Annotated in this window: 24 protein-coding genes and 1 tRNA gene; 12 read left to right on the forward strand and 13 right to left on the reverse strand. The window is 63.0% G+C overall.

The features are described 5' to 3' along the window. Nucleotides 1-9: 9 nt before the first annotated feature. Nucleotides 10-2,028, reverse strand: coding sequence for an alpha-L-arabinofuranosidase C-terminal domain-containing protein (locus AB8717_RS11970; RefSeq protein ID WP_443747564.1), 2,019 nt, complete (start codon nt 2,026-2,028; stop codon nt 10-12). 84 nt (nt 2,029-2,112) lie between these two features. Continuing rightward, nucleotides 2,113-3,117, reverse strand: coding sequence for a YeiH family protein (locus tag AB8717_RS11975; RefSeq protein ID WP_443747565.1), 1,005 nt, complete (start codon nt 3,115-3,117; stop codon nt 2,113-2,115). Nucleotides 3,118-3,213: 96 nt separating this feature from the next. Between AB8717_RS11975 and AB8717_RS11980 the strand changes: the two genes are divergently transcribed. Together AB8717_RS11980 and AB8717_RS11985 are read left to right on the forward strand one after the other, a co-directional pair. Continuing rightward, on the forward strand, nt 3,214-4,116 hold the full coding sequence (locus tag AB8717_RS11980; protein WP_443747566.1) for a LysR family transcriptional regulator: 903 nt from the start codon (nt 3,214-3,216) through the stop codon (nt 4,114-4,116). A gap of 231 nt (nt 4,117-4,347) precedes the next feature. Further along, nucleotides 4,348-4,611 carry a hypothetical protein gene (locus tag AB8717_RS11985; RefSeq protein ID WP_443747567.1) on the forward strand — a complete coding sequence of 88 codons (264 nt, stop codon included), beginning with the start codon at nt 4,348-4,350 and terminating at the stop codon, nt 4,609-4,611. A 138-nt stretch (nt 4,612-4,749) separates the two neighbouring features. Here the strand turns inward: AB8717_RS11985 and AB8717_RS11990 are convergent, their stop codons facing one another. The 10 genes from AB8717_RS11990 to AB8717_RS12035 all read right to left on the reverse strand — a co-directional run bounded on the left by AB8717_RS11990 (nt 4,750) and on the right by AB8717_RS12035 (nt 12,437). Continuing rightward, a complete protein-coding gene (locus AB8717_RS11990; RefSeq protein ID WP_443747568.1) occupies nt 4,750-5,562 on the reverse strand; it encodes an MBL fold metallo-hydrolase in 813 nt (270 codons plus the stop codon). Beyond that, entirely contained in the window at nt 5,559-6,365 is an 807-nt protein-coding gene (locus AB8717_RS11995; RefSeq protein ID WP_443747569.1) for a TatD family hydrolase, read from the reverse strand. Before AB8717_RS11995 ends, AB8717_RS11990 begins: the two co-directional genes overlap by 4 nt. A gap of 18 nt (nt 6,366-6,383) precedes the next feature. After that, nucleotides 6,384-7,382 (reverse strand): DNA polymerase III subunit delta', encoded by a 999-nt coding sequence (locus AB8717_RS12000; protein ID WP_443747570.1) that lies wholly within the window; start codon nt 7,380-7,382, stop codon nt 6,384-6,386. Further along, complete coding sequence (gene tmk / locus AB8717_RS12005) at nt 7,372-8,034, reverse strand: dTMP kinase (RefSeq protein WP_443747571.1); 663 nt, start codon at nt 8,032-8,034, stop codon at nt 7,372-7,374. The genes AB8717_RS12000 and tmk overlap by 11 nt, the downstream gene beginning before the upstream one ends. Before the next feature lie 38 nt (nt 8,035-8,072). After that, entirely contained in the window at nt 8,073-8,822 is a 750-nt protein-coding gene (locus AB8717_RS12010; RefSeq protein WP_443750883.1) for a septal ring lytic transglycosylase RlpA family protein, read from the reverse strand. Between the two features lie 169 nt (nt 8,823-8,991). Beyond that, nucleotides 8,992-9,666, reverse strand: coding sequence for a hypothetical protein (locus AB8717_RS12015; RefSeq protein WP_443747572.1), 675 nt, complete (start codon nt 9,664-9,666; stop codon nt 8,992-8,994). Nucleotides 9,667-9,761: 95 nt separating this feature from the next. Then, a tRNA-Ser gene (locus AB8717_RS12020) sits at nt 9,762-9,851 on the reverse strand. A gap of 459 nt (nt 9,852-10,310) precedes the next feature. Next, a complete protein-coding gene (locus AB8717_RS12025) occupies nt 10,311-10,904 on the reverse strand; it encodes a 3'-5' exonuclease (RefSeq protein ID WP_443747573.1) in 594 nt (197 codons plus the stop codon). A gap of 27 nt (nt 10,905-10,931) precedes the next feature. Next, the gene (locus AB8717_RS12030) at nt 10,932-11,333 is read right to left on the reverse strand and encodes an SMI1/KNR4 family protein (RefSeq protein ID WP_443747574.1); all 402 of its coding nucleotides are present in this window, start codon (nt 11,331-11,333) and stop codon (nt 10,932-10,934) included. Beyond that, nucleotides 11,334-12,437 carry a GDSL-type esterase/lipase family protein gene (locus AB8717_RS12035; protein WP_443747575.1) on the reverse strand — a complete coding sequence of 368 codons (1,104 nt, stop codon included), beginning with the start codon at nt 12,435-12,437 and terminating at the stop codon, nt 11,334-11,336. A gap of 147 nt (nt 12,438-12,584) precedes the next feature. On the opposite strand from AB8717_RS12035, the gene AB8717_RS12040 reads away from it, so the two are divergent. From AB8717_RS12040 to AB8717_RS12085, 10 genes are all read left to right on the forward strand, one after another. Beyond that, nucleotides 12,585-14,156 carry a GH39 family glycosyl hydrolase gene (locus AB8717_RS12040; RefSeq protein ID WP_443747576.1) on the forward strand — a complete coding sequence of 524 codons (1,572 nt, stop codon included), beginning with the start codon at nt 12,585-12,587 and terminating at the stop codon, nt 14,154-14,156. A gap of 79 nt (nt 14,157-14,235) precedes the next feature. Further along, nucleotides 14,236-15,837: a cation:proton antiporter gene (locus tag AB8717_RS12045; RefSeq protein ID WP_443747577.1), complete on the forward strand. Its 1,602-nt coding sequence runs from the start codon at nt 14,236-14,238 to the stop codon at nt 15,835-15,837. A gap of 131 nt (nt 15,838-15,968) precedes the next feature. Continuing rightward, nucleotides 15,969-17,111 carry a hypothetical protein gene (locus AB8717_RS12050; protein ID WP_443747578.1) on the forward strand — a complete coding sequence of 381 codons (1,143 nt, stop codon included), beginning with the start codon at nt 15,969-15,971 and terminating at the stop codon, nt 17,109-17,111. A 103-nt stretch (nt 17,112-17,214) separates the two neighbouring features. Then, a complete protein-coding gene (locus tag AB8717_RS12055) occupies nt 17,215-18,288 on the forward strand; it encodes an NAD(P)H-dependent flavin oxidoreductase (protein ID WP_443747579.1) in 1,074 nt (357 codons plus the stop codon). A 35-nt stretch (nt 18,289-18,323) separates the two neighbouring features. Beyond that, nucleotides 18,324-19,211, forward strand: a complete 888-nt coding sequence (locus AB8717_RS12060; protein WP_443747580.1) for a class I SAM-dependent methyltransferase — start codon at nt 18,324-18,326, stop codon at nt 19,209-19,211. Between the two features lie 55 nt (nt 19,212-19,266). After that, complete coding sequence (locus AB8717_RS12065) at nt 19,267-19,608, forward strand: TfoX/Sxy family protein (RefSeq protein WP_443747581.1); 342 nt, start codon at nt 19,267-19,269, stop codon at nt 19,606-19,608. A 17-nt stretch (nt 19,609-19,625) separates the two neighbouring features. Further along, complete coding sequence (locus tag AB8717_RS12070; RefSeq protein ID WP_443747582.1) at nt 19,626-19,880, forward strand: TfoX/Sxy family DNA transformation protein; 255 nt, start codon at nt 19,626-19,628, stop codon at nt 19,878-19,880. Between the two features lie 178 nt (nt 19,881-20,058). Beyond that, nucleotides 20,059-21,444, forward strand: coding sequence for a glycoside hydrolase 5 family protein (locus tag AB8717_RS12075; protein WP_443747583.1), 1,386 nt, complete (start codon nt 20,059-20,061; stop codon nt 21,442-21,444). Between the two features lie 303 nt (nt 21,445-21,747). Continuing rightward, nucleotides 21,748-21,975 carry a sulfurtransferase TusA family protein gene (locus AB8717_RS12080; protein ID WP_443747584.1) on the forward strand — a complete coding sequence of 76 codons (228 nt, stop codon included), beginning with the start codon at nt 21,748-21,750 and terminating at the stop codon, nt 21,973-21,975. 129 nt (nt 21,976-22,104) lie between these two features. Continuing rightward, nucleotides 22,105-23,433: a GGDEF domain-containing protein gene (locus AB8717_RS12085; protein WP_443747585.1), complete on the forward strand. Its 1,329-nt coding sequence runs from the start codon at nt 22,105-22,107 to the stop codon at nt 23,431-23,433. Between the two features lie 100 nt (nt 23,434-23,533). Here AB8717_RS12085 and AB8717_RS12090 read toward each other — a convergent pair whose 3' ends face one another. Further along, nucleotides 23,534-23,866: a putative quinol monooxygenase gene (locus tag AB8717_RS12090; RefSeq protein ID WP_443747586.1), complete on the reverse strand. Its 333-nt coding sequence runs from the start codon at nt 23,864-23,866 to the stop codon at nt 23,534-23,536. Nucleotides 23,867-23,921: the final 55 nt, after the last annotated feature.

Here is a 23,921-nt window from a genome sequence, read left to right on the forward strand (position 1 = left end):
TAGCAGGCTCTATTTCAAGGGAATTTCCAGAACTGTGATCGACAGCGGCGGGAAGTCATGGGTGAAGTCGTTGCTCAGGCCCGACACCGCTTCCTCGACCGGTACAACCTTGCGCGGATCGGCAATCGAGTTGGTGTCGTCCGCGCTGCTGGCCTTCAGCACCACCGCCTTGCCGGTGGCGGCGACCGTAGCCGCGCCCTGCAGCACGATGTGCACCGGCTGCGGCGTCGCGTTGCGGTTCACGACCTTGACGATCAGCGTCTTCGATACGCTGTCCCGCGTCACGTCGTAGAACAGCGACGGCACCTGCTGCGCCGGCTTGGCCGGTTCCGTAACGCCGTTGCGCGTACGCGCCTCGGGCTGCCAGGTCCATGTCGGGATGTCCTTGTCCTCGGCTGCCAGGATTTCATCGCCGTGATGCGCGCTGAACATGGCTTGCGCGTAGTAGGACGGCGAGCCGTAGCTCGACTGCGCGTCATAGCCGATCAGGTCTGACGGCCATTGCATCGAGGTGTTCGGATCCCGGCCGCCCTTCGGATTGCTGACATTGGTGAACAGGGGCGCATAGGACTGCATGACGACGATGTCGGCGTTGCGTTCCATGCCGGTCATGTAGGCGGCGTCGGCCAGGGCCGCAGCCATGTTTGTCGTCGGGCTGCCTATGCGCGTTGCCCATTCGCCGACGAAAATCTTCGGCCCAGTACGGGGCAGAGCGTCGAATTCGTGGGCGCGCGCCTCCATTTCGCCTTCGGAGCGCGGATAGAGGTGCTGGTCGACGACGTCGGGCGTGCGGCTGTGGACGTGCTTCTCGGCCGGCTGCTCGGGCGAGATCGTCGAAATCAGCTGGAGCTGCGGGTATTTGGCCTTGATGGCGTCGTAAAACTGCGTGAAACGCGCGTCGTAGGTGCTTTCCTTGTCGAACCAGTCCTCGTTGCCGATCTCGACATAGCGCAGCGGGAAGGGGGCGGGGTGGCCGTCCTGCGCGCGCTTCCTGCCCCATTCGGTCGTTTTGGCGTCGCCGGTCACGTATTCGATTTCGTCGAGCGCATCCTGGACGTAGGGCTTCATCGGCTCGCCGGCGGCGACGCGGTCCTGGTGCAGAGAATAGCCGGCATAGATGGCCAGGACCGGCTCCATCTTCAGGTCCTCGCACCATTGCAGATATTCGATCAGGCCGAAGCCGTCGGTCGACCAGTACTTCCACGGCGACATATGGCCCGGGCGTTTGGCGGTGTCGCCGAGCGTCTTTTTCCAGTCGAAACGCTCCGGGATGGTGTCGCCTTCGAGATAGTTGCCGCCCGGCATGCGCAGGAAGCTCGGCTTCATATCGGCCATCAACTGCATGATATCCGAACGGTTGCCGTTGGCGTGGCCCTTATAGGTCGGCGGGAAAAGCGACACCTGCTGCAGCCACACCGTGCCGGGCTGCGTCGTGGTGATAACGAAGCGATTGTCCTTGGACGGCTTGATCGCGCCGGTGGTCAGCGTCGCCTCGTACTGTTTCCACTGGCCGCCGGCCGCCTTCACGGTGGCTTGCGCCAGCGTCGTGGCGCCATCCGCGCTCTGCAGGGCAAGCGTCAGCGGACCTTTGAGCCCCTTGGCGTAGAAGGAGGCGCGATAGGTCGTGTTGGGCGTGACATTGATACCCCAGTAGCCTGGATTGGCGATACCCGCCGGCGCGGAGGCCGAAGCCGTCGTCGCGTCGAGCTTCAGGCTGGTGTTCAGCGCGTCGTTGAGCGGCGTTGCGGGATCGAGCGTCAGCTTGGCGGCGCCGACCGGCGACCACCAGGCGGGCGCCTTGGCATCGGCCTTGAAGCTGCGGTTGCGGATCAGTTCGCCGTAAAGCCCGCCTTCGTAGGAGAAGTTGATCTCTTCGGTCATCAGGCCATAGAGGGTCGGACTGACCTTGGCGGCGACCGTGTCCGTCTTGATGGTGATGGTCGGAACCGGCGCGGTCTGCGCCAGGGCGGGCGCGGAAAGGGCAGCAAGGCATAGGGGGGCGAGCGTCAGAAGACGGCGAATAGACATAGAATCCTCCACGTGTGGCGTGTCCGTTACCCGGGCTTTGCAAATATGTCTGACAATTTAACCCGGACTTGTCCAGCGGATTCGTCACCGCGCAAGCAGGCTCACCAGGAGAAGGCTCAGACCCGCCAAGACCATAAGCGACAAGGCGCCCGCAGCCAGGGTCCGGCCACCACGGCGGCCGAGGTCCTGCAGATCGACACTGAGACCTAACCCGGCCATGGCGACCAGCGTCAGGGCATGGGCAAGGCCGCCCAGGACCTGGCCGGCAGCCGGCGCGATCAGGCCCAGCGAACGCAATCCGACCATGACGGCGAAGCCCGCGATAAACCACGGAAAGGCCGGGAGAGCGCCACGTTCGGCGTGCCTTTCCCCGAACAGCGGCGCCACCGCCGCCGTCACCGGCCCGAGCATCAGGATACGCACAAGCTTGACCAGGGTGCCGATGTGGACGCTTTGCGCCGAATAGGGCAGGGTCGCCGCCAGAACCTGCGGCACGGCATAGACGGTCAGACCCGACAGGATGCCGTAGGCCTGGGGCGTCAGGTTGAGGGCATGGCCGAGCAGGGGCAGGGCCAGGACTTCGGCGATACCGAGCAGGGCGGTGAAGGCGATCGAGGCCGAGACATCGCCGGCCTTGGCGCCGATGACGGGCGCGACCGCGCTGATCGCCGAATTGCCGCAGATCGAATTGCCGCAGGCCACCAGCAGGGCGCGGTGGTTGCTGAGCTTGAGCAAGCGGCCGATCAGGTAGGACAGGGCGATGCTTGCGGCAACGATGCCGGCAATGCCCACCAGCAACCACGGGCTCAGGACCTTCAATGCCTGGAGGCTGAGACCGGCGCCAAGGCAAACGACCGCGAGCTCGAGCAGCGCCTTGGTGGAAAGCGAAATACCCGGAAGGCAGTTGGATTTCAGCGGCCGAAACAGCGACCACGCGCTGCCCAGCACGATCGACAGGACGATGGCATCAACATAGGCATGGCCGAAGCTGATGCGTTGCATCAGGTCGATGCCATAGGCGGCAAGGGCGACGGCGCTGCTCAAGCCCAATCCGGGCCAATAGTCCTTGAGACGATGAAGCAGCGGCATAACGGATATCCTTGTAGAGCTGATCTCCGTATGCGCCTTGATTTTGTGAAATAATATCACATAATATCATATGTTTTATTCGAGAAAATCGAACATATGACGTTTGAGCAGCTTCAGATTTTCATCGCCGTGGCCGAGCGCGAGCACCTGACGCAGGCTGCTGAAGCCGTGCGCCTGACGCCGTCGGCGGTCAGCTCGTCGATCCGCGGCCTGGAAGGGTTTTACGGCGTCGAGCTGTTTCATCGTGTCGGCCGGCGGATCGAACTGACCCAGGCGGGACGGCTGTTCCTGCCGGAAGCGAAAGCGGTGGTGGCGCGGGCCCATGCCGCGGCGGGAATGCTCAACGATATCGGTCACTTGCGCCGAGGTTCTCTCGATATCCATGCCAGCCAGACCGTCGCCAGCTACTGGCTGCCGCCATATCTGGCGCAGTTCCGCGCGGCATATCCGGGTGTCGACCTGGAAATGGTCACAGCCAATACGCAGGCCGTGGCCGACGCCGTGCTCGATGGCCGGGCGGACCTGGGGCTGGTCGAGGGCCGCATCGACCATGGCGCGCTTGAGATGACGTCCGTAGCGCGCGACACGCTGGTGATCGTGGCCGCGCCATCGCACGATCTGGCCGATGGGCGCGCGTTAACGAATGCGGATCTGGCGGGACTGTCGTGGATTTTGCGCGAACGGGGATCGGGCACGCGATCGGAATTCGAAGCGGCGCTCAAGGCAACGGGCCTGGCGCCGGACGCATTGACCGTGGCGCTGACCTTGCCGTCGAACGAGGCGGTGCTGAGCGCCGTGCGCCACGGCAATGCGGTGACCGTGGTGTCTGCGATCGCGGCCGAGCCGCTGCTGAGCCTGAGGGCAGTGGTCCGGCTGAACTACGATCTGCCGCAGCGTCATTTCTATCTGCTGCGCCACAAGGAACGCCATCGCACGCGCACCGCCGCGGCGTTCTGCGATCTGTTGGCCAGGGATACACGAGAGGCGCAAAAGGGCTGATTTCAGGCCCCATAGGTTTATCGCATAATAAACATTATGGGAAATAAAATGCCCATTCTGGCGCATATCCGGCGCCGAACCGTATCCGTGGCCGATTTGCGACACCAGACGCCGCTTATGGCTTCTTTAGCGCGCCAGGATTTTTGCCGCACATATCTCTTATCGGCGTTTGGATTAGCGTTTGTCTCAGGCGGAATTTTCCGCAGCGTAATTTCGTCAAGGACGCTCTCCATGGCCACGCCCGCGCAGTTCAAACCCTATACCGACAATTTCGGCAGCCTGACGCTGCACGCCACGATCCTCGGCGACGGCGCCGTCATGACGCCCGAAGATCATCGCAAGCACATCAACATGCTGGTCGTGATTGCCGCGATCCTGAGCCTGATCGTTGCCGTGGTCGCCGCGTATGGCCTCGACAAAATGGTGTTCGCCGGTCACGACCGCACGGGTCAGCCGGCCTTAGCCTATAACGGCATGGCAGTCGATACGGATTGAGCCCAGGTCAAAATGCTGCGCCGTTAACGAATAGGGGGCTGGCTGAGATTTCATCACCAGCCCCGTTAACTTTTGCGCGTTAACACATTGGCGCCGTTAACGAATCCGCCCTGTTAACCTTTGGGTGCGTTTCGTTCTCTAAAGTGGCACTTCAACCGACATCAGGTCATAAGCAGGCTCGACATTAGCCGGCAATTGCGACTTCAGCGTCTCGTAATCCATATCCTGGTGCAGATTGGTCAGGATCGCGCGTTCGGGACGGATGCGTTCGATCCACGATAGCGTCTTTTCCAGGTGCGAATGCGTCGGATGCGGCTTATAGCGCAGGCAATCGACCACCCAGAGCTTCAGCCCCTCAAGCGCCGCGAAACTGTCCTCCGGAATATCCGACACATCACTCGAATAGGCGATGTCGCCGATACGATAGCCGACGCTATGGATCGGGCCGTGCACCTGGTCGAAGGTCGAAACGGCGACCCCTCCCCCCTCCCCGGTTATCATCCAGGCCTCGCCGTGCGGCGGGATCAGGTGATCCTTGTAAACCGGCGGATAGCCGAGATTGCCCCGGAAAACATAGCCGAAACGGTCGATCAGCGTCCTGTGCGTCGGCTCATCCATCCAGGCGTCGATCGGCGCTTCGCGGTGGAAGATAAAGGCGCGCAGATCGTCGATGCCGTGCGTCTGATCGGCGTGATCGTGCGTCCATAGAACCGCATCGACGTGCGGAATGCCAGCCGCAATCACCTGCTGGTGCAGGTCGGGCGACGTGTCGATGATCAGGCTGGTCTGCTGCTCAGGGGTGTCGTTATGCCAGGCCGACACCCAGGCGCAGCAACGCCGGCGCCGGTTTTTCGGGTTTTCAGGATCGCACGCCCCCCAATAACCATCGACACGCGGCACGCCGGTCGAACAGCCTGTTCCCAGAAGCACGATACGCAGCGTTTTCGTCATGCGGCCAAACTCCCGGCGCGCGGAATACGGTCGAACAGCGCGAAGAAGGCGTCGTGCGTCCGTGCGCGCGTCTCATCGAGGTCCCAACCGCGGATCTCAGCCAATTTCCCATAAACATGCGGCACGAAGGCGGGTTCGTTGCGCCGCCCGCGCATCGGGATCGGCGCCAGGTACGGGCAATCGGTCTCTATGATGATGCGGTCGGCCGGCATGTCGCGGATCAGGCCGCGCACATCCTCGGCCGCCTTGAAGGTGGCAATGCCCGACACCGAGAAGTACGCCCCCAGTTCGGCCCCGACCTTGGCCAGTTCGGGGCCGCTGGTATAGCAGTGCAGGAGGAAGCGGAAAGCCCCCTTCCCCATCTCGTCCTTCAGGATGTCGGCCATGACGTCGTCGGCTTCGCGCGTATGGACGACCAGCGGCAGGCCGCTTTCGCGCGCCGCGGCGACGTGGGTGCGGAAAACTTGCGCCTGCACGTCGCGCGGGCTCCAGTCGTAATGAAAATCGAGCCCGCATTCGCCGATACCCACCACCCGCTTGCGTTCGGCCAGGGCCAGCAGGTCCCGGACAGTCAAATCCGGGTTTTCCTTGGCCTCGTGCGGGTGCGTGCCCACCGTCGCCCAGATGTCGGGGTTCTGGTCGGCGATGGCGTAGACGGCATCGAAGTTCGAGACGCGATCGCAGATATTGATCATCAGGCCGACGCCAGCTTCACGTGCGCGGACAATGACCGCGTCACGGTCTTCGTCGAACTGCGGCGCATGCAGGTTGACGTGGGAATCAATATAAGCGCAATCAACCATCGGAAATAACGTTCTGCTTTATTTTAATTGATTTAAGTCATTGAAGATCGACCAGAAATAGTCTCCGCGATCAAGATTGACAGCCTCGACCTCGCTCACACTCTGACTTAGGCGCGACCACAGTAACGCAAGCGATTGACCGATTTGCGGCGTTTCCGCGCTTAAGGACCGTTCGTGGACGCGGTCGCTGAGGCAGGCCACGAAGGTCGCGAACTTGCGCGCCCCGTCATTCTTGGCCGAGGACGATTTGAACTGCGTGGCCATGGCCTGGAGTTGCGAACGCGGCGGCTTTTCGACCGAAAGGAGCTGGCCGGCAAAGGCATCTAGCTCCAGCGCGCCTTCGTCCGCCAGCGCCAGCGCCTTGCCCGGCGCCCCATGGGCCAGGCGCACCAGACGGCTCAATGGCTCTTCGTCGACATCGAGCCGGCTTGTGACGAATTCGCGCACCTCCGCGTCGGTCCACGGCGGGAAGTTCAGCCTGCGGCAGCGCGAACGGATCGTCGCCAGCAGCCGGCCGGGATTGTGCGAGATCAGGAACAGGATGCCCTTGTGCGGCGGCTCCTCCAGGACCTTCAGCAAGGCGTTGGCCGAGTTGATGTTCAGGTCGTCGACACTGTCGATGATGCAGACGCGGTAGGGCGAGCGCGACGGCGCCTTGGAAAAGAACTCGCCGATATCGCGCACGGCGTCGACAGCGATGTTCTTCTTCAGCTTGGTGTCGCCCATTTCGCGTTCCAGCACCAAAAGGTCCGGATGCGATTGTGCCGAGATCAGGCGCACATCGGCGTCGTCGGGCGACATGCCGAGCGCGCCGTACTGGCTGTCGCGCTGATGCCCCAGCAGGAAGCGCGCACAGCGAAAGGCGAAGCTGGCCTTGCCCAGCCCCTGAGGCCCCGTCAGCAGCCAGGCGTGGTGCAGGCGGTTGCGGTCATAGGCCGTAATGAAGGCGCGGTCCATCTCTTCGCCATGCTCGAAGGCAAAGCTGTCGCGGGGATGGACAAGGCCTTCATCCGCCATGGCTGAGCTCCGGGAACGCCTCGGCCAGGGCCGTCCAGATGTCGGCAGCGATGGCTTCTATCGTCCGGTCGGCATCGATGACACGATAGCGCCCGGGCACGGCGGCGGCGCGCCTCAGAAAGCCGTCGCGCAGGCGCTCATGAAAGGCCGCACCCTTGGATTCAAAACGGTTTTCGGTGTCCCCGCGCGAGGCGGCGCGCTTCAGGCCCGCTTCGACCGGCATGTCCATGACGACGACCAAATCGGGCTGGGTATCGGCGACGACGGCCGCGTCGACCGCCTCGATGAAATACGGTCCGACGCCGCCGCCGGCGCCCTGATAGGCGCGCGACGAGTCGGCGAAGCGGTCGCAGACCACCCAGGCGCCACGGTCCAGCGCGGGACGGATAATTTTTTCAAGATGGTCGCTACGCGCCGCGTACATCATCAGCAGTTCCGACATGGGCGACCAGCGCCCGGCGTCACCGGTCACCAGCAGGTTGCGCAGCGCCTCGGCGCCCGGCGACCCGCCAGGCTCGCGCGTCTGGACGACTTCGAGGCCACGGTCGCGCAGGCGCGAGACGATCGTCCGCACCTGAGTCGACTTGCCGGCGCCTTCACCGCCTTCGAAGGCGATAAAGCGGCCGCGGGAATGATGGAATGACGTGCTCACCCGTCCGAGATAGACGGGCAAAGGCTTGCGCTCAAGGCCTAATTTTCGCGCTTCAGGATCGCATCGCGGAAGCCGGCGGTGATGGCGTCCTGGCGGTGGCTTTCAGCCGCTCCGGCCCCCTCATAAGGGCCGAGATAGACGAGGTACAGGCCGTTGCGCTGGCGTATCTTGGCGCCGTCCACCCGGTCGCGCGCCGCCTGGGCATTATCGGACTGCGAAAAGGCCCCGATCTGCACGATATAGCTCAAGGCGTCGTCGGACGGCTGGGCGGGTGTGGGCGGCGGGTCGTCGCGGCGGGCATATTGAACGCCCGGGTCGACGGCTTCGGCTGGCCCCAGGAAGGTTACGCGCACGCGGGCGGTGCCGGCATTGTAGACGCCCAGCGCCTGGGCCGAGGCGCGCGACAGGTCGATGATGCGGCCGTCGACGAATGGCCCGCGGTCGTTGACGCGGATGCGCGCGGTCTTGCCGTTATCGAGGTTCTCGACCTCGACGATGCACGGCAAAGGCAGGGTCTTGTGCGCGGCGGTCAGCTGGTCGGTGTCGAAGGGCTCGCCATTGGCCGTGGTGCGGTTGGGCGATTCATAGGCGTACCACGAGGCCAGCCCCGTCTGCGACCAGCCCGCATCGGGAATGGCCGGGTAATAGGTCTGGCCGTGAACGTCGTAGGGCCGGAGCGTGCTCGAACGATAATGGCTGTCGGACGCGACGCGCGGGCTCGACGGCGCCCGCGTCATGTCCTGCGACGAATAGCGCGGCTGAACCGAGCCGCAAGCGCTCAAAACCACAGGCAAAACAATGCCCAAGGCTGCAGCATTTAAAGTGCGGAATACGCGCGACTTCATCGCCTTTACTTACCCCTGTTTATGGGATTTTTATCACGAGACAGCGAAGCCGTCAGTATGGCGGCAGACCACAAACACATGGTTAAGGGACAAGAAAGCGTGATGGGCGACGCTATTCGGTGGTCCAGCGTTGCTTGCTCCAGGTCGACCAGGTCACATAATCGATGTCGCCGCCGCGAATTTCGCCCGACGTCATCACTTCCAGAATTCGCCCATCAGGAGCCCGCCAGAACATTTCGCAGACTGCGATGTCCGATGCACATATGCCTTCGCGAATTACAAGCGTGCGGTTGCATTCCTCATTCGCGCAAGTACGCCCAGGGCTTCCCACCGCCCGAATGGGCATGTATCCCAGCTTCCGCAATTTTTGGCGAGCCGCGCCATATGACCCTCGAAGCTTTGGCACGTCCGGCGGCTCCGGAGGAGGAATCGCCTCGTGGCCCTCCCCTCGCCACGCAAAATGAATATCGTTGACCTTTCCGCTGCGCACGTCCACCGGCACCAGGACATAGAAACGCCAACCATCTTCTTCTTTGTGTAAAAACAGCGCCTGACAGTCTGTCGATCCTGGCGGGTCGCAATCCAGTTCGCGATTGTGCGGATCGGGGTGCACTGGTTTGTCCGGCGCCAGCTTCAACCCCTGGCGAAGCAAACTGGCCTTTGCCTGAGCATAGGGCGTGCCGTTGGGCGGAAAATCCGGCTCCTTGGCGAAAACCGCCGTTGCCACAATACCGCAAAGCACCCCGGCGCTGATAAGCCAACCGCACCCCTTCCGAACGCCCCACATTCCCCACCTCCGCCTATCGGCCGGACACGAGCGTAATCGCGGCGAGGAGGCTCCGCAAGGAACCGGGCTTCGTCTAACGATTCAATTTGAAGTGATGGCGGACAAGGTGGGATTCGAACCCACGGTAGGCTTCCACCTACGGCGGTTTTCAAGACCGCTGCCTTAAACCACTCGGCCACCTGTCCGTGCTCTGAGGGAAGGCGCTTGTAGCCCGATGCTATCGCCGTGCCAAGCGGGAAGGAAGAAAATTTCGACGGAGGTCTACGGCGGTTTTGACGCGCCGCGCTTTACGCGGCTTGCCCTTCGGGCGCCTTCGGCGTCGCTCGCCCTTTCGGGTCTCGCCAAGACCGCTGCCTTAAACCACTCGGCCACCTGTCCGTGCTCTGAGGGAAGGCGCTTGTAGCCCGATGCTATCGCCGTGCCAAGCGGGAAGGAAGAAAATTTCGACGGAGGTCTACGGCGGCTTTGACGCGCCGCGCTTTACGCGGCTTGCCCTTCGGGCGCCTTCGGCGTCGCTCGCCCTTTCGGGTCTCGCCAAGACCGCTGCCTTAAACCACTCGGCCACCTGTCCGTGCTCTGAGGGAAGGCGCTTGTAGCCCGATGCTATCGCCGTGCCAAGCCGTCTAGTAGGAAATTTCCTACTATTACTCCGGCAGCTTCACGCCGTGGAGGTCAGCTATGTGTAGAAGGGCTTCGACATTGCCTCGGGCGTCATCGACCGGATCATGTGTGTGATGCGTACGGCGGAATTTTTTCCATTCACTGGCCGCGCCGAACTTTTTCTCCAGCCCGGCATAAAAGTCACCCAGCCGACGGCCGGAATGGCCGAACGGATTGCGCCCGACAAAACGATGGAAATAGTAGTTGGTAAACGACCAGTCGAAGGCCAGATTGTCGGATATGAAAACCGGACGGCCTTTCGAATTCCCATCGAGGAAAGCCGCGAACGCCGCCATGCCCTCGGCCGGATCGGGATAGGCCTCGTGCGTGGCCCGGTCGATATTCGATATCGCCAGGGCATCGGGATTGAAGCGGTCGGAAACAGGCGCGAAAATCGCCTTGAAGGTGGTGGTCATCTGCCGGTCGACACGAACGCAACCCAGCGAGACCATGGAGAAGAGACCGGGCGCCGGGCCGTCGGTCTCGACATCAACCATAAACAAAGTCATGCGCGGCTTAACGCCTGACCAGACGCCGGATGTCAATTCAACGCTCGCGTTTCCGGCGAATTTTCGCAACGGAGTCACATTTTTAGCGCTGGATTTTCAGAAAACATCTGATGGATTTACGGTATATAATTGCAGGAAATCACGGAAGGAACCAGCGACAAACCGATCTGCACTTCCGTCGATAATCGCAATCTTCCCTCGATGCTCGTCGTCTCCACAATTTATCGCCCAAGCCCAGCACCAGACCATATAATCCGCAAAAACGAGATACTTGTCGACGGCCAGCCGAGCCAGTTCCCCCGCCGCCGCGTACGGATGTGCGTCAGGCAGCGAACCAATCTGATCCAGTCCCCACCAGGTCGTGTTCTCTGCATCGTGGCGTTCTTGTTCCGGGCAATCGCCGCCCAGATAGCTACGGAAATCCTCTGGCAAGGTTACCGCGTATCGCGCCTCAATCGCCGCGATACGGGCCTCGCGCCCAGCTACTGCCGCCGTCACCTACTTCCCCTGCCACAGGTCCGGATGCGCGTCGATAAAGCCGACCAACGCCTTGGAAATCGTCTGATCGTCGCCGGCCGACGGATGCCAGTGACAGCCCGTCATCTGCAAACCGCTGAACGGAATGAAGGTGATGCGATTGTCGTTTGACGCCTTGAACTGGTCGGCAACCTTCTTTTCCTCGGCCGCGATTTCTCCGTCCGCCATGTCGGTCGCCCACAGGATGAAGAAAGCCTTGGGGTTGCGGGCGCGCAGGTCCTTCAGGAACTGGCCGTACGTTGCCTCATAGTCGGCATGGAGTTCATCGCGCGTCTTCCATTTTTCGCCGGCATTGAGCGGGGTCGAAAAGTCGTTGGTGCCCAGCGCGATGACGATGATCTGCGGCTGCCAGGCGGCGTCCTGGTACTGCGTATCGTGGCTCAGCAGGACGTAGGGATAGGCCACCGGCACGGGATCGCCGGCAAAGCCGTTGTAGTTGCGCACGATGCCGTGGCCGGAAATGGCGTTGATCTGATAGTCGGCGTCGTAATGGCGCGCCGTCACCGGTCCGAAGGCGACCGAATTGTCGGTCGTCTTCCACACATCGTCGGTCGTGCAGTCACGCGTCGTCGAGATGTTGCCGTAGCCGACCGTATGCGAGTCGCCGATGAATTCGATCTGGCGGGCGCGGGCCTTCAACGCCACCGGTTTTGCATCGGCGGCCACCGAGAAGCCGCCGAAAGTATCGGGCGCCGCCTGGCTTTCGGTCACCACTTCGATGCGCACCGTGTGCTTGCCCTTGGACAGGCCTTCGACGCCGTACAGGCCAGGCGCGGGCTTGACCATCGGCGCGGACGCCTGGCCATCGACGGTGACATGGAGGATTTCGTCGCCCTTGCCGACCTTGAAATAGACCGCCTGGCCCTCGAAAGCCGTATCGAAATAGGTGCCCGGCCATTGGTAGGTGTAATCGCCGTCCTTCTGCTGGACACGCCCGCCGATCGTCATCGCCAGCGGCTTCAGGCCAGCCGGTGCGGTTGCTATGGGCGCCACCACGGGCGCGGCCGCCATTGCGGAACCGGCGGCAAGCGCCACGGCCAGGGCGGCAATCGATACGAGCTTCATAAATGTCTCTCCCCAGGATTGTTATGGTTGGCGGCTTGCGCCGGGTGACGGCCGCAATGCTTGCCTTCATACCGCAGCCCCGGTATTCAATAAATTAATTTATTAAATAGCCGGACAAAACGGCGGTATGCGGGAAGGAGAACACTCATGAAATCTCGTAAAACATGGCTTTTAAGCTTTGTTTCCCTTGGCCTTTTGGCTGCGTCCCAGGCCTTGGCCGCACCCGCTGCGCGCCGGATCGACATCGACGTCGCCAAGGCCACGCAGCCGGTCGACCGATTCTACGACCTGTCGGTCGGTTCCGACTATCCCGGCACACTGATCCGCGACGACAGCCAAGCGCAGTTGAAGACCGCGACCGATGAACTCGGCTTCCGCTATATCCGCTTCCACGCCATTTTCCACGACGTGCTGGGCACGGTCAAAACCGGCGCCGACGGCCAGGTCACCTATGACTGGACGAAGATCGACCAGCTCTACGACGACCTGCTGGCGCGTCACATCAAGCCTTTCGTCGAACTGGGCTTCACGCCGCAGGCGCTGAAAACGTCGGACAACAAGATCTTCTACTGGCAGGGCAATACGTCGCATCCCAAGCCCGACGGCTGGAAGGCCCTGGTCGACGCGTTCGTGCGCCATATCGAGGCGCGCTACGGCAAGGACGAGGTCCGCAGCTGGTTCTTCGAGGTGTGGAACGAGCCCAATCTCGACGGCTTCTGGGAAAAGGCCGACCAGGCCGCCTATTTCGACCTGTTCGACCTGACCTCCAACACCATCAAGGCGATCGATCCCGATCTTCGCGTCGGCGGACCGTCGACGGCGGGCGCCGGCTGGGTGCCGGAATTCCTCGACCATGTCAGCAAGAGCGGCGCCAAGGTCGATTTCGTCTCGACGCACACCTATGGCGTCAACGGCGGCTTCCTCGATGAAAACGGCCAGGGCGACACCAAGCTCGATCCCTCACCCGAAGCCATTGTCGGCGATGTCAAGCGCGTGCGCCAGCAGATCTCGGCGTCGAAATTCCCCAACCTGCCGCTCTATTTCACCGAATGGAGCACCAGCTACACGCCGCGCGACCTGGTGCACGACTCCTATGTTTCGGCGCCCTACATCCTGACCAAGCTGAAAACGGTCAAGGGTATCGCCCAGGGCATGAGCTACTGGACCTATAGCGACCTGTTCGAGGAGCCCGGCCCGCAGGGCAAGCCGTTCGAGGGCGGCTTCGGCCTGATGAACCCGCAGGGCATCCGCAAGCCGGCCTGGTTTGCCTACAAATACCTGCACGCTCTCAAGGGCAACGACTTGCCCGTGGCCGACGCGCAAACCTGGGCCTCGGCGGACGGGTCTTCGGTTTCCGCCGTGGTGTGGGACTTCGAACAGCCGGCGCAGACGGTCAGCAACCGGCCGTTCTATAAGCGACTGGTGCCGAACACGGACGCGCCCGCCGCCGATGTCGGCGTCAGCCACCTCAAGCCCGGCAAATACACGGTGACAATCCACCGCACCGGCTATCGTCACAACGACGCCTATTCGGCCTATATCGACCTGGGCGCGCCGGCCAGCCTGACGCCCGCCCAGCTCGACCAGATGCAGGCCCTGACCCGCGATGCCGCCGAAAGCGAAAAGACCGTCACGGTCGGCAAGAGCGGCAAGGCGTCGGTCAGCATCCCCATGCACAGCAACGATGTCGTGCTGCTGACCCTGACACCCGCAAAATAGACCGCTTACAAGCGCTTTGCAGCCTAACGCCCTGAACGCCATGCGAAAAATTCCGCATGGCGTCTAGGCTCCGTTTCGCATGGAAATCTGGCAGATCCTGGCCGTCATGATCGCCGCCATCGGGCTGACGATCGTGGCCGACAAGCGCAATATTCCGGCGCCGGTGCTGCTGGCTGCCGTCGGCATGGCCGCGTCCTTCCTGCCCGGCGCGCCGCGCAGCCAGATTCCGCCTGAGACCCTGCTGGGCATCGTGCTGCCGCCCCTGCTCTATTCGGCCGCGGCGGACTTTTCGGTCGTCAGCTTCCTGCGGCATATCCGCTCGATCCTCAATCTCGGCGTGGCCATGGTCCTGGCGGGCGCCTTTGCGGTTGCCCTGCTCATTCACATGCTGATCCCCGGCGTGCCGTTCGCCGTGGCCCTGATGCTCGGGGCCGTCGTGGCGCCGCCGGATGCGGTCAGTGCGGTCGCCATCGGTACCCGGCTGGGTCTTCCGCAGCGGGTGATGACCATCCTCAAGGGCGAAAGCCTGATCAACGACGCGGCGGCCCTGACCCTGTTCAGCGTCGCGGCCGCGTGGGCGGCGCAGACCCACACCTTTATCGACAACGGCTTTCTGTACTTTCTCTACGCTGCGGGCATCGGCCTGGGGGTCGGGATCGGTCTCGGCCTGACCGTCCATTTGATCCGCCGCAAGCTCAGCCAGTCGGCGCTGACGACCGCACTGGCCTTTATCACGCCGTTTGCCGCCTATAGCCTGGCCGACACAGCCCATGGGTCGGGCGTCATCGCCGTGGTCTTTGCCGGCTTTACCCTGGGCCACAAGGCTGGCGAGATCGACTTTTCCGGCCGTATCCAGGAACGCGAGGTCTGGCGCGCCGCCGATACCCTGCTCGAAGCCTTCGTCTTCGCCTATATCGGCCTGCGCTTCCGTATCGTGGTCGAAGACGCCTTCCACAGCGGCTTCCACGCCGGCGTATTGCTGGCGGCGGGCCTTGCGGTGATCGGCCTGCTGATCGCCGTGCGCTTCGCCTGGATCTTCCTCAGCGGCGCGCTGGCCGGACACACCGCGCGCCTGACCCTGCGCAAGGACGACGACCGCCGCGTGCTGAACGCCAAGGAGAACATGGTGCTGTCCTGGGCCGGCATGCGCGGCGTGCTGACCCTGGCGGCCGCGGCCGGCGCGCCCATGCTGACGGCGGCAGGCGATGCGGTACCGGGCCGCAGCGTGCTGGTGCCGATCGCCTTCGGGGTCGCGTTGGGCACGCTCCTGCTGCACGGCGTCACCATGCCATGGCTGGTCCGCCGGCTCGATCTCGACACGGGCGACGAAACACGCGCACGGCGGGACGAGATCGTTCGCGCCCGCCGCATCATCCAGGAAACGACAGCCCGCGCCATCGAGGACCTGCGTGGCGACGTCATCGACGATATCGAGGCCAAACGCGTCGCCAAATGGCTGAAGGCCGTCCAGAAGCAGACCGACCCGCATATCGACGATCCCGAACAGCTGGGCCGGCTGGTCGAAGCCGCCAACAAGGTCGTCGCCGCCCAGCGCGAAGCCCTGATCGAGCAGCGCGACGCCGAGGCGCTTAACGACGAGGTCCTACGTGAAGTCCTGGAGGATCTCGACGCCGAACAGGCGGTAATCACGGCGCGAGACGAGAAAGGCAATGAGCCTTGATCGCGTCCTTATACGCGGGCCGCACCTATGCCATGCCAACCTTATGGGCCGGATCTTAGACTTGGGATCACGCGGGCGCAGGCTGGGATTTCCGCACAGTGTCGGCCCGTCCGCTTTCGAAAGGATTCCCCATGGCCCAGACCAAACAGCCCGAAACCGAAACGCCGCAAAGCGACACCGCTCAGGCCACAGGCAATGTCCAGGACGCTGATGCGGCTGGCGGCAACAACACCGCGCCGGCCAAACCGCCCGCGCCGACACCCGGCGAAACCGCCGATGTGCAGGCCAGGGCCGGCGAAAAGCCCCGGCAAAAAGCCGCTGCCGGCAGGGCCGAAGACGAAACCATCGACAGATCGCGCAAGCGCAACGGCAGCGCCGCGACGAACGGCAACGGCCATCACGACGATTACGAGCCCGTCCGCCGCGACCGCCAGATCGCGCAGGGCCGTCACCAGGACGACGATCCGGGCTATGGCCGCCAGGTCCGCGGCACGGACGACGATTATCGCCGGCGCGACACTGAGCAACGCAGCCTGTTTGGCGAACCCGACGATACCTATTACGACCGCCGGCCACACCGCCAAGACCGCGACGCCGGCTACGATCGCGGCCGTCAGGCGTCCCAGGGCCATGGCCACACATCGGCGCGCGGCGAGGACGAACGGCTGAGCCGCGAATACGGCAACGATTACCGCCGCTATTCCGATGCCGGCTATGACGACCGCAATCCATACCGCAGCGGCCAGCGGGCCTTTGACCAGAGCCCCTACGGCGACCGCGACCGCTATTACAGCGAAGGCGGACAATATCGCCCGCGCCCGCAGAGCTATCGTCCCAACGACAATGGCCGCGATTTCGAACGCGAAGCCCGCGAACAGCCCCGCAACCGCTGGCGGGAAGCGACGGCCGATCCGCGCTATGACGACGCCTACGATCAGCATCGCAATCAAGAAAGTGGCAATCGCGCCTGGTCGTCGCAGGGCAGCCAGGATCGTCATCGCGACTGGGACCGCGACAACCAGGGCCGCTACAGCAACGAACGCCATCGCGACGAGGACCGGTATCGCGGCCAGGACCGTGGCTACGACCAGCCGTCCGATCGCTTTGACAGCCGCGGCTACGGCGATCGCTCCGACCGTCCCGTCGCCCGCGAAGACGATCGCGGCAATCCGGACCGGCGGCAGGACGACCACCGCAACTATCGCCAAAGTCACCCCGACGACCGATACGAATATGACCGTGGCGGTTGGCAGGGGCCCGGGCGCCGACGGTAATCCAGGCTGAAGCCAGAAAAAGCTCCCGTCGTCCTGGCGGGAGCTTTTGTTTTGCCGGCAATGGGCCCATGTTGGGTCTCGGGGAAAGCAGAACGAGGCCGACATGGCGTGGACCGGTAACCGCATTTGCCAAAGGCTGGGCATCCGGCTTCCGATCGTCCAGGCGCCGATGGCCGGATCGGATTCTCCCGACATGACGGTGGCGGTATCCGAGGCCGGCGGGCTGGGATCGCTGGCCTGCGGCATGCTTTCGCCCGACCGCGTGCTCGAGGCCGCAGCATTCATCCGCAGCAAAACAAAAAAAACCATAAATCTCAACTTCTACTGCCACAAAGCTCCAACTCTGGATGCTGAACGCGACCGGCGCTGGCGCGAGGAAATCTCAGCCTATTTTGCGGAATTCGGCGTCGCGAACGACGCGGAAGCCGCCTTCGTCTATCGCACGCCTTTCAACGACGCCCTGTGCGCTGTAGCCGAAGACGTCAGGCCCGAGGTCATCAGCTTCCATTTCGGCCTGCCGGAAAAAAGCCTGTTCGACCGCGCCAAGGCGACGGGCGCGGTGATCATGTCGTCGGCGACCACCGTGGCGGAAGCCGTATGGCTTGAGAAAAACGGCTGCGACATCGTGATCGCGCAAGGCGTGGAAGCCGGTGGCCATAACGGCATGTTCCTCGATCGCGACGTGGCGACGCGGTCGGGCACCCTGGCGCTCGTGCCGCAAATCGTCGACGCGGTCGGCGTGCCGGTCATCGCCGCCGGCGGCATCGGCGATGCGCGCGGCATCGCCGCCGCCTTCATGTTGGGCGCCGACGGCGTGCAGTTGGGCACGGCCTACCTGAAATGCCCGGAAGCCAGGCTCAACCCGCTGCACGCCCGCGCCCTGGCGTCCGCGCGCGACGATAATACGGCGCTGACCAATGTCTTCAGCGGCCGACCCGCGCGCGGTATCGTCAACCGGCTGGTGCGCGACCTGGGCCCGATGTCTGCGACAGCGCCCGACTTCCCGATGGCCGGCAAAGCCCTTGCGGCGCTGAGAGCCAGGGCCGAAAGCGAAGGCCACGACGACTTTACAAACTTGTGGGCCGGACAGTCCGCGCACCTGTCACCGGCGCTTCCCGCGGCGGATCTGACCGAGATGCTGATGGCGCAGGCCTGGGCGCGGTTGAAAAGCTTTTAGGCGACAGCGCCCGTTTGGTGTAACAGTGTCACCTTATGAGCGAGTCCATCGAACATGTGTCGGATACGGCCTTCTGGGTCGCCTATTATCGCTGGCTTGAAACCAAGCGGAAGGACGCTCTGTTTCACGACCCGCTGGCCAAGGTGCTGGTGGGCGACCGCGGCGCGAAATTGGCCCGCCACATGGGCATTGTCCGCGCCATGCAGTGGTCGATGTCGATCCGCACCTGGATCATCGACCGCTATATCGCCGAAGCCATCGCCGACGGCGTCGACACCATCGTCAATCTCGGCGCGGGGCTGGACACCCGCCCCTATCGCCTCGACCTGCCGCACAGTCTGCAATGGGTCGAGGTCGATTTCGAGCACGTCATCGACTACAAGACCGAAAAGCTGAAGGAACACGCCCCGGTCTGCCACCTGTTGCGCATCGCCTGCAACCTGGCGGACGAGGACGAACGGCGCGCCCTGCTCGATCGCCTGAACGGATCGAGCGGCCGCATCCTGGTCCTGACCGAGGGCGTCATCCCCTACCTGTCGAACGCCGCCGTCGCCTCGCTGGCCGACGCCCTGGCGGCCGAACCAAACTTCGTCTACTGGCTGACCGACTATTTTTCACCGTTTTTCAAGACGGTCAGCGGACGCGGCAAGATCCAGAAGCGCCTGGCGAAAAACGCCCCCTTTATCTTCGACCCAGGCAACGATCCGCTCGACTGGCCGCGCTTCTTCGCGCACAACGGCTGGGAGGTCGCAGAGATGCGCTATACCGGCGAGGAAGGCATAAAGATCGGACGCGACCTGCCGGCGCCGGCCATCGTCCGGGTCCTGATGCGCTGGACGCCCGAAGCGCGCCTGCGCCCCTATCGCCGCATGAATGGCTATGCCTTGCTGCGTAAGGGAAATGCCGTCGTCGACATCGCCTGAATTTACCATTCGTTAAGACTTTCAACCGACGCTTTGACTCCGTTCAGGAATCGTCATGGCGTCCGCACCTCACCACTATCTGGCCGACTGCCTCGCCCCGTGGGGTGAAATCCGCCTGAAGCGGATGTTCGGCGGCATGGGCGTTTACCGCGACGGCCTGTTCTTTGCGCTGATCGACAACGGCGTCGTCTATTTCAAGGTCGACGATACGACCCGGCCCGATTTCGAGGCCGCGAGTTCCGAGCCTTTCAGCTACCCCCACAAGGACGGCCAGATCGTGGCCATGAACGGCTCTGGCGGCTGCCGGACGAGATCATCGAGGATCGCGACGCCCTGTTCGCCTGGGCCGACAAAGCCCTCGGCGTTGCGCGGCGCAGCGCCAAGACCAAACCGGTAAAACAAACGTCAGACCTATTGCCCGGGCTAGGCCCGCAGTCCAGAAAATGGCTTAAAGATATCGGCATAACCACCCGGAAAGACTTGGAAAAAACGGGCGCAGTCGATGCGTATGCACGCCTGAAGCACCTATATCCGGACAGAGTAAGCCTGAACCTGTTGTGGGGCCTGTACGCTGCCCTCAACGGCATGGAGGCCAAGGCCGTGACGCCTGACATCAAGCATCACCTGCAAACGCTCCTGGCCGGCCATACCACCGGCACTACCCGGTAGTACCGGCTTTTTGCTTTGGTGCGCTCTTATGCGAACACCGTCCGGCGCAGCCAAAAAACCGCCGGCACTTTTTCGCATAGCCCTCCGGATCACGAGATTTAGTATTTCATCTTTCATTATCCTTCGGTACATCAAGGACAAGACTCGCATCCAAGCGGGAAAGAAACGGGAGACGAACATGAAGCCGAATTCCAAAGCCCCCCTGTCACGCCGCGGCGTCCTCGGCGGCGCCCTCGCCAGCACCATGACCGCCCTGGCCCTGACGGCCGCCGGCGCCGATGCCAAAAGCAAACACAAGGGTAAGACGGGCTCGGGCTTCGTCACCCGCGACGGCACCCATTTCAAGCTCAACGGCGACACCTATCGCTATGTCGGCGCCAATATCTGGTACGGCGCCTACCTCGGCGCACCGGCCGCCTTCGGCAACCGCGCCCGTCTGGTCAGGGAGCTCGACGATCTGAAGGCGCTGGGCGTGACCAATCTGCGCGTCCTGGGCTCGGGCGAACTGTCGCCGCTCAAGAATTCGCTCGATCCCGCCATCACGATCAAGCCCGGCACCTACAACAAGGACCTGCTGGCCGGCCTCGACTTCCTGCTCGCCGAAATGAAGAAGCGCGACATGAAGGCGGTCCTGTACCTGACCAACTTCTGGGAATGGTCGGGCGGCATGGTGACGCTGCAGTACTATACCAACGGCGGCAACTACATCAACATGAACGACCCGGCGCATCCGTGGCCGGAATTCGCCGATTTCTCGGCGCAGTTCTACGGCAACGCGCCTGCCAAGGCCGTCTATTACGACTACGTGAAAATGCTGGTGACCCGCACCAACAGCATCACAAAGACCAGCTACCGCAACGATCCGACCATCATGGCGTGGCAGCTGTCGAACGAGCCGCGCCCGGGCGGCAGCGACGCCGCCATCGCGAAGAACGCCGACGCCTATTGCGGCTGGATCGCCGACACGTGCAGCCTGATCCGCTCGCTCGACAAGAACCACCTGATCTCGCTCGGCCACGAAGGCCTGATGGGCGCCAACAACAACCGCGACCTGGTCATGCGCGCGCACGAGCATATCGACTACCTGACGGCGCATATCTGGCCGCTGAACTGGAGCTGGGTCAGCGACAAGGATCTGGCCGGCACGTTCGACGCCGGCGCGGCCAAGGTCCAGGCCTATATCGACGCCCACATCCAGATGGCCAAGGAGCTCAACAAGCCGCTGGTCTTCGAGGAATTCGGCTTCCCGCGCGACGGCGGCAAGTACGCCCCCGACGTGCCGACGACCTACAAGGACAAGTTCTACGGCCTGATCTATGCGGCGGTCGAGGACGCGATCCGCAGCGATACGCCGGTCGCCGGTTCGAACTTCTGGGCCTGGGGCGGCGCCGGCCGCGCGCTGCACACCGACACCTATCACATGTTGCGTGGGGAAACCGCCTATGTCGGAGATCCGCCGCACGAGCCGCAAGGCTGGTACAGCGTGTTCAACACCGACACGTCGACCCAGGCGCTGATCAAGGCGCACGCCGGCCGACTGAAAACGCTGAAGACCGCGGCTTAAGATACTGATGAAGGGGCGAAATCCAGTTTTGCCCCTTTTTCTTTTTTTGGAGCCTCGTGGCATTACCTGAAGCGCTATTGCGCGATGAATCTATGCAATGCCCCTTCCGTCTCCCCTTCGCCCAGGCTTCGGGGAGCCACCTTCCCCGCTTCGCAAGGAAGGAATTAGACGTATGGAACTCCCTTCCTTCCCCTTTTAAGGGGAAGGTGGCTGGGTCGGCGTCAAGCCGATTCAGACGGAAGGGGGAACCGCACGAAGCAACAACCTCCCACGCTTCCATTATATATCGTACCGCCTTAGACTATGCCGATGAGCCTGTTGATCGATGCCCGCGGCCACCGCTGCCCTGTTCCGACGCTGAAACTGCGCCGCGCGCTGGAAACGCAAGGCCACGTTACGCTTCTGGCCGACGATCCCATGGCGCAGATCGACGTTCCGCATTTCTGCAATCAGAACAATCACGTGCTGGAACGCGCCGAGGCGGACGGCGCCCATTGGATTTTCGAGGTGCGGACCGGACGGTCCGCATGACTCTGTTTACTGTTACCCTGTAAGACTGATATCCAGTGAGTCGGGCCAGAGCATTTCCAGGCCAAGTGGCCGCCGCTTGGCCGCAGGAAATGCGACAAAGATTGAAGCGTTAGTACGGAGCCGAAAAGAGTGGCCATAAATGCGCGCCTGTTGCTGCTCGGCCGTGACGATGGCTGCATGCCGGGTCTGAGCGAAGCGCTGGACCGTCTGGGCATGCGGACCATAACCGCCCATTCGCCCGACGCCGCCTATGCCGCCATTTCGGACCTCGGCATCGAAGCCGTGCTGGTCGACGAGAGCTCCCAGGCCGACTGGCCGCATCTCAATGAAAAGCTTCGCGCCTCGGCCTGGCCGCGCCGCATCCCCGTCATCCTGTCGCGCGACGATGCGCGCTTTTCCGTGCCCGAAGGCTGGGACCTGGTCTTCACGCGCGACGCCCATCCGCAGCAGATCGCCCTGTGCGTCGAGCATATGATCCGCGCCTGCGTGGCCGAAGAAGAATACGATATCCGCTGCCAGACCTTCGACATCCCGCTCGACCAGGCCGACCATCTGACCAACGACCCGACACCTTTGTCGCTGCTGTCGATCGGCCAGCCGGATCCGGAATACCTGGCCCTGACCCATTCCCTGCGCGACCAGGGCGTCGATATCGTGGCGGCCCTGTCGAGCTACAGCGCTTTCGACTATCTCCACGACCGCAGCTTTGATGCCGTGCTGCTGTGGGGCGGCGAACAGCCGTCCGAAGCGCTGGCCGTCGCCTCGGGCATGCGCCGCAATACGCGGCTCTATCACACGCCCGTCCTGCTGCGGCTGAACAGCACGATGGAGCTCGACCTGGGCGACGCCTATATGCGCGGTGTCAACGACGTCGCCAATCCCAAGGCATCCGTCGCCGAGATCAGCGACCGCCTGCTGCGCCTGGCAAAGCTCCACCGCCGCCAGCAGACCATCCGCAAGACGCTGGAAAGCATGCGGCGTAACCCCGAAATGGACAAGGGCACCGGCCTGTTCGGCCGCGACCTGTTCGCCGCACACCTGGCGCGCCTGTCGAAGGCGGCCGAACAACGCAACCGCCCCCTGAGCATCTGCGTGCTTAAGATCGCCGAAACGCCCGATGTCGCCCGCGCGCGCCAGAAGAAGATGCTCGACCGCGCCGTGCCGCAGGTCGGCTCGATGATCGCGCGCCTGGTCCGCGCCGAGGATTCGGGCGGGCGGCTGTCGAACGAAGTCTTTGCCCTGGCCCTGCCCGCCACGCCGCGCGCCGCCGCGCTCAACGTCGCCGAACGCATCGCCGCCGTGATCGGATGCACCGCTTTCGACGCCGGCAGCGGTAAGGCGCCCTACGTCGTCGAATTCGAAGTGGGCGCGGCGCAGATCCAGCGCGGCGAAGCGCCGGCCCACGCCCTGATGCGGGCCGCCGAAGCCGCCGGCAACCGCGACCGGCAGGCCGGCTAGATGAGATCCAAAAAGTGTGACGCACTTTTTGGACAAATTGCTCGAAAAAACAAAAGCCTAAAGCCTGGATTTGAGCGAAGCTAAAATCACATGGCCCAGGCTATTTGGACGCGAGAACCTCGCACTTATGGATCTGCGGCGCGTGCGTCAGCAGGTCCGGCGCTTTTTGCATCAGCATTTTCGCCACCTGGCCGCCCAGATGCACTTCACGGTCGCTTTCATTGGCGAAGGTGTCGAAGATGGCGAAACGGCTGTCGCCGATACGCAGGGCGTACCAACCGAGCGTGCCGGTTTCCGACCTGACCAGGCTCTCCGCGCTTTTCAGGAACGCAGCGACCTCGTCGATCTTGTCCTGGCGGGCGTCGAGCTCGACATAAAGCCCAAGTTTCTCGTCGGTGCGCGAAGGCGTGTCGATATCTGCGGTGGTGGCCATGACTTAGCTCCTGTGGGATCGAGCCACATGGTCATGCCCGGCGCGGTGAAAGCAA

Origin of the sequence: Asticcacaulis solisilvae, from assembly GCF_052327315.1 — a bacterium.
In the GTDB taxonomy this organism is placed as follows: domain Bacteria; phylum Pseudomonadota; class Alphaproteobacteria; order Caulobacterales; family Caulobacteraceae; genus Asticcacaulis; species Asticcacaulis solisilvae_B.